This is a genomic window from Streptomyces sp. NPDC058240 (genome assembly GCF_042882135.1).
Taxonomy (GTDB): Bacteria; Actinomycetota; Actinomycetes; order Streptomycetales; family Streptomycetaceae; genus Streptomyces.
Map to the genome: position 1 here is coordinate 1 of NZ_JBHVWT010000118.1, position 4780 is coordinate 4780.

8 protein-coding genes are annotated in these 4780 nt (G+C 66.9%); 4 read left to right on the top strand and 4 right to left on the bottom strand.

Annotated elements, in window-relative coordinates:
- Window positions 1-7 precede the first annotated feature (7 nt).
- Window positions 8-427 carry a transposase gene (locus ACFVX4_RS41520; RefSeq protein ID WP_389988555.1) on the top strand — a complete coding sequence of 140 codons (420 nt, stop codon included), beginning with the start codon at window positions 8-10 and terminating at the stop codon, window positions 425-427.
- Window positions 428-771: 344 nt separating this feature from the next.
- On the opposite strand, the gene ACFVX4_RS41525 is transcribed toward ACFVX4_RS41520, so the two are convergent.
- Window positions 772-1380 (bottom strand): TetR/AcrR family transcriptional regulator, encoded by a 609-nt coding sequence (locus ACFVX4_RS41525; protein WP_389988539.1) that lies wholly within the window; start codon window positions 1378-1380, stop codon window positions 772-774.
- An 8-nt stretch (window positions 1381-1388) separates the two neighbouring features.
- On the opposite strand from ACFVX4_RS41525, the gene ACFVX4_RS41530 reads away from it, so the two are divergent.
- Window positions 1389-2909 carry an amidase gene (locus ACFVX4_RS41530; RefSeq protein ID WP_389988542.1) on the top strand — a complete coding sequence of 507 codons (1521 nt, stop codon included), beginning with the start codon at window positions 1389-1391 and terminating at the stop codon, window positions 2907-2909.
- Window positions 2910-2977: 68 nt separating this feature from the next.
- Window positions 2978-3475 carry a cupin domain-containing protein gene (locus ACFVX4_RS41535; protein ID WP_389988545.1) on the top strand — a complete coding sequence of 166 codons (498 nt, stop codon included), beginning with the start codon at window positions 2978-2980 and terminating at the stop codon, window positions 3473-3475.
- A 16-nt stretch (window positions 3476-3491) separates the two neighbouring features.
- On the opposite strand, the gene ACFVX4_RS41540 is transcribed toward ACFVX4_RS41535, so the two are convergent.
- The 3 genes from ACFVX4_RS41540 to ACFVX4_RS41550 form a co-directional block, all read right to left on the bottom strand.
- Window positions 3492-3638 (bottom strand): hypothetical protein, encoded by a 147-nt coding sequence (locus tag ACFVX4_RS41540; RefSeq protein WP_389988548.1) that lies wholly within the window; start codon window positions 3636-3638, stop codon window positions 3492-3494.
- Window positions 3635-3769, bottom strand: a complete 135-nt coding sequence (locus ACFVX4_RS41545; protein ID WP_389988551.1) for a hypothetical protein — start codon at window positions 3767-3769, stop codon at window positions 3635-3637. Before ACFVX4_RS41545 ends, ACFVX4_RS41540 begins: the two co-directional genes overlap by 4 nt.
- 85 nt (window positions 3770-3854) lie before the next feature.
- Window positions 3855-4163 (bottom strand): NADPH-dependent FMN reductase, encoded by a 309-nt coding sequence (locus tag ACFVX4_RS41550; protein WP_389988553.1) that lies wholly within the window; start codon window positions 4161-4163, stop codon window positions 3855-3857.
- A gap of 457 nt (window positions 4164-4620) precedes the next feature.
- Between ACFVX4_RS41550 and ACFVX4_RS41555 the strand changes: the two genes are divergently transcribed.
- The coding region (locus ACFVX4_RS41555) for a transposase domain-containing protein (RefSeq protein WP_389988558.1) at window positions 4621-4780 on the top strand (160 nt) is incomplete at its 3' end.

Genomic DNA, 4780 nt, shown 5'->3' on the forward strand with positions numbered 1-4780 from the left:
TCGCCACGTGTCATACGACCGTACTACCAGCCGGAGCAGCCGAACAAAGGGCGAACACCCCGACTGTGATCAGAACTCAGAACAGGCCCTAGTCGAGGACCTCATCGACATGGGCCGCTGGAAGGCGGGCGACCGCGACATCCTGATCGTCTTCGACGCCGGCTACGACGCTCCGCGCATGGCCTACCTGCTGGAAGGACTGCCGGTGGAGGTCCTCGGGCGGATGCGCACGGACCGTGTGGTGCGCAAGCCGGTCCCGGTGCGTGGATCTCACCGCCGCAAGGCGGACGCCCGCCCAAGCACGGCAAGGAGTTCCGCTTCGCCAAGCCGGACACCTGGGGCGAGCCCGATGCCGCGACCGCGCAGGTCACCGACCGCTACGGCACGGCCCGCGCCATGGCCTGGGACCGCGTCCATCCTCGTCTGACCACCCGCTCCGCGTGGATCGACCACAGCGGCGAACTCCCCGTTATCGAAGGCACGTTGATCCGCCTGGATGTCGACCGCCTGCCCGGCGGCCACGATCCACTTCCCGTCTGGCTGTGGACGTCGGCCACCGGCCTGACCGGCGAGGACGTCGACCGGCGCTGGCAGGTGTTCCTGCGCAGATTCGACCTGGCACACCTTCCGGATGATCAAGCAGACCCTCGGCTGGACCCGCCCGAAACTCCGCACGTAGGCGGAGCTGGGTGTGGGCCACGACGACCAGCCAGGTCCACCGGTCAGCCGCCTGGGATGGCTGTCACCGTCCGTTCCGGCAGCGATGCGTTCTCACTCTGTGGCAGTGGCTCGCAGGTGGGCTTTCAGCCGTTGCTCCAGGCCGTGGATGAGTGCGGTGATTCCAATGTTGAAGGCGGGCTCCGCGGCCTCCTTCACTCCGACGGCATTGTCGGTGGCCGCGCCAAGGGCGACGTACTCAAAGGCGCGAACGACCGGGAAGAGCTCGTTTTCGGGCCAACCTGCTTCACGGAGCACGCCGAAGACCTGCTCATAGGCCCCGAGTACCTCAGCCGACTGGATGGGTTGCGCAGCGAGCAGGGGAACCGTCCGGGGGTGTGCAGCGAAGGAGTCGCGGTAGGAGCAGGCAAGTCGCTCACAGGCGACGGGCCATGGACGGAGGTCGGCTGCGCTGAAGTCGATGTCGGCCGTGAGCAGTTCGCGTAGCCCCTCGATGACCTCGCTGCGGCCGGAGATGTGGTTGTACAGCGAAGGGCCTTTCACGCCCAGTTCGGCGGCGATCCGATTGGTCGACAGGGCTTGGGGACCGTGTTCGTCCACGAGGCGCAGTGCCGTCCGCATGATGAGGTCGCGTGTCAGAAGTGGTTTCGACGGTCTTGGCACCTGGCGGTCCTGTCCGAGCTTGTGCTGTTGGTGGTGCATAGCCTACGGTGCCCTTAAAACTAATACCTCTAGTTAAAGAGGGTCGTATGGAGTACAGCGAGTACCGGAACTTCGATGCGGTCGGCCTGGCCGAGCTGGTCGCCCGTGGCGACGTGTCCGCCGCAGAGTTGCTTGCGGTGGCGATCGGCCGGGCAGAGCATGTCAATCCCCAGGTGAACGCGATTGTGCAGCCCATGTACGAAATCGCGCAGAAGCGGGCCGCGACGGAACTGTCCGGACCGTTCGCCGGTGTGCCCTTCCTGATCAAGGATCTGATGCAAGACTACGCGGGACTCCCCACAACCGGCGGTTCACGGTCCCTGCGCGGGCATGTCGCACCGGCCCACAGTGCGGTCGTGCAGCGATGGCTCGACGCCGGACTGGTGATCTTCGGGAAAACCAACACGCCGGAATTCGGCAGCAAGCCGGTCACCGAGCCCGCCGCGGCCGGCCCGGCTCGCAACCCGTGGAATCTGGGTCATACCCCCGGAGGATCATCCGGGGGTGCCGCGGCGGCGGTGGCTGCTGGGATCGTTCCGGTCGCCGGGGCCAGCGACGGAGGTGGGTCCATCAGGATTCCGGCGGCGTGCTGCGGCCTGTTCGGGCTCAAGCCGGGCCGCGGCCTGGTGCCCTGCGGCCCGCACCATGCCGAGTACCTGCTCGGCGCGGCGACCGAGGGTGTGATCTCCCGATCCGTGCGCGACACCGCGGCAATGCTCGACGTCCTCACGGCCAACCCTGACAGGGGCGGTCCCTACCTGTCCGCCCTCCCAGCCGAGCCCTATGCACATCTGGTCGGTCGAGACCCCGGCCGACTGCGCATCGGATACCTGACGAGCTCCCCGATCGGGACTTCCGTCGGCGACGAGGCGGTCACGGCGGTCGAGAATGCCGTGGCCCTGCTCACCGGACTGGATCATGAGGTCGAGCCCGTCGAGCTGGATATCGACGGACATCAGATCGCCCAGGACTTCTTGCTGATGTGGTCCGTCGAACTCGCCACCACCATCGCGGACATCCAACGCACCACAGGCGCCCGTACCAGAGACATCGAACTCGACAGCCGCCTGCTCGCAGCTGCAGGAAGGGTGGTGCGGGCCCCCGAGTACACGGCCGCACACCTGCGATGGAACACCCACACCCGTGCGCTGGCGGCATTTCACGAGCGCTACGACATGCTGCTCACCCCGTCCCTGGCGCGGGCTCCTGTACGCGTCGGGGAACTGGAAACCTCCCGTGTCACCCGCCTGTTGGGTGAATTCCTGCTGCGAGTGCGACTTCTCGGCCCCTTCTCCAGGACAAAGCTCTGGGCCGACCAGGTCACTGCCAACCTCGCGACCGTCCCCTTCGCTCAGCTCGCCAACATCACGGGCCGGCCGGCCATGTCCGTCCCCCTGTACCGCACGCCAACAGGTCTACCGCTGGGCGTCCAGTTCGTCGGCGGTCTCGGCAGCGAACACACCCTCCTGGCTCTCGCCCACCAACTCGAAGCCACTCAGCCCTGGGCCGACCATCAGCCACCCCTGTAAGAGACCGTCACGGCCTTCGGCCCAGCACACGCCCTCTCCGAGACAGCAACATCTTGGGAGTGAAATCCATGTCCCTGTTCATCCCTGACTTCGAAGACGCCACCGTGGTGCGCGCAGCGGACGCCGAACTGGTAGGCGCAGACAGTCCTGTGATCAACCAGTTGCTCGCCGACAGCTCCGCCACCGGGGGCGCGCTCTCCAGCATGCGGGTCACGCTCGCCAAGGGTGCTAACGGAGCTGTCCCGCACCACCACAGCAAGTCCGCCGAGATGTTCTACATCCTGGACGGCACCGCCCAGTTGCTGTCCGATGATCAAGTGATCATCGCAGAGCGCGGGGATGCCATCGTCGTGCCACCGGGCACCCAACATGCATTTGCCGCTGCCCCGGGCGAGATCGCCGATATGCTCGTGATCATTACGCCCGGGGTCGAGCGCTTTGAGTACTTCCGCCACCTTGAGCGCATCCGATACGGCAAAGTCCCCCCGGAGAGCCTTCTCGAAGTCCAGGAGCTGTACGACAACTACTTCGGAGCCAGTGCCGCCTGGGAAGCTGCGCGCGGATAACCCCGATGCATGGGGCTCAGGCGGCGCCGCTGTCCGCCATAGTGCCGCCACCCCCTTCCAGGCCAGCGCAGATCGCGTTGAACACGTCGCGGAGGTCGACCTTGGCCGGCTGGCCGGTGGGACTGCGGTCGAGAGCCCCGAATCTGGCGCTCTCGCTGCTCATGAGCCGTCCCTGTCGCCCCGCCGCACCAGTCGGGCCAGTACCTTCGTGAGCCCTTCACGGAGGTACTGGTCGGACGCCTGGAGCCGGACGCACGCCTCCTTCACGACGGCGGCGCCGGTATAGCCGAGCACCGTCTGCAGCGTGGCCTCCGCGCCCCGGCGCCGCGGCGTTCACCCAGGCCGTCGACTTGTCCGCAGATCTCCGTGCCGCCGACGGTCAGTCGAGGAGATTCTTGAACGACCCGGGCAGCGTGCCCGCATACTCCGGAGTGCAGATCAGCAAGGCTTCGGCCCCGGCGATGACAGCGCTCAACTCGACGACCGAGAACGGGAGTTGCCCCGTGCCGTCTGGGTCGTCGTCATCCGGATTGAAGTGCGGCAGCTCTCCGAGGCCCGCGTACCGCACCGTGCGCGCACCCTCCGGCGCCGCCTCCTGCGCGGCGCGCAGCACGGCCTCGTTGGAGGAACCGGCGCGGAGGCTCCCGGAGAGCAGCAGGACCACTGAGGCGGAGGACGAGGGCGACATCCCCCGAACCTGCCTCCTGCCCTGACTGCGGCCACTTCCTGCCCTTGTTGTGCGCGGCCCGGTCCCGGTGGTACGCGTAGTAGTCGACCCCGACGACGTCGAAGAAGGCGTGTGACCACGTTCCCCGGAACACTCCTGTTGCCTGTTTCTGGCGCACTCCGGCTGCCCTCCCTGTACGGGCAGATCGGCCGGGACCGGGCGGTGATGTTCGACCTCGCCGAGAAGCTGGAGTTCACCACGACGTCCGAGCAACGCACTGGACATCGCCGAGATCGTCCGCCGGCTGCTGGAGGAGAGCTGGGAGATCGCCCCCGAGAACTTGGCCCAGATCTCGCCGCACCTGACTGAACACATCCTGCGGTTCGGCGAATACCGAACTCGGCATCCAGCCTGAGGCGTACAACCCGAGGCTCAACGTGGACTTCACCCAGCTCCGCGACGAATTTCCGACCGCCGAGTGCCTCGGCCAGGCCGCCTGAACCGGCCACAGGCGAGCCAGCATCATGAGGACCACGGACGATTTCGCTGGTCGAAGACGTGGCGGGTGCCCACCAGCGGGGCGATCGGACGGGCTCGGCTGCGGCTGGGGGCACAACCGGTGAAGGTGTTGTTCGCCC

Bases quoted from the DNA above. Each gene is read 5' to 3' on its own strand.
- ACFVX4_RS41525 (WP_389988539.1), bottom strand. From the start codon at position 1,380: ATGCACCACCAACAGCACAAGCTCGGACAGGACCGCCAGGTGCCAAGA.
- ACFVX4_RS41535 (WP_389988545.1), top strand. From the start codon at position 2,978: ATGTCCCTGTTCATCCCTGACTTCGAAGACGCCACCGTGGTGCGCGCA.
- ACFVX4_RS41540 (WP_389988548.1), bottom strand. From the start codon at position 3,638: ATGAGCAGCGAGAGCGCCAGATTCGGGGCTCTCGACCGCAGTCCCACC.
- ACFVX4_RS41550 (WP_389988553.1), bottom strand. From the start codon at position 4,163: ATGTCGCCCTCGTCCTCCGCCTCAGTGGTCCTGCTGCTCTCCGGGAGC.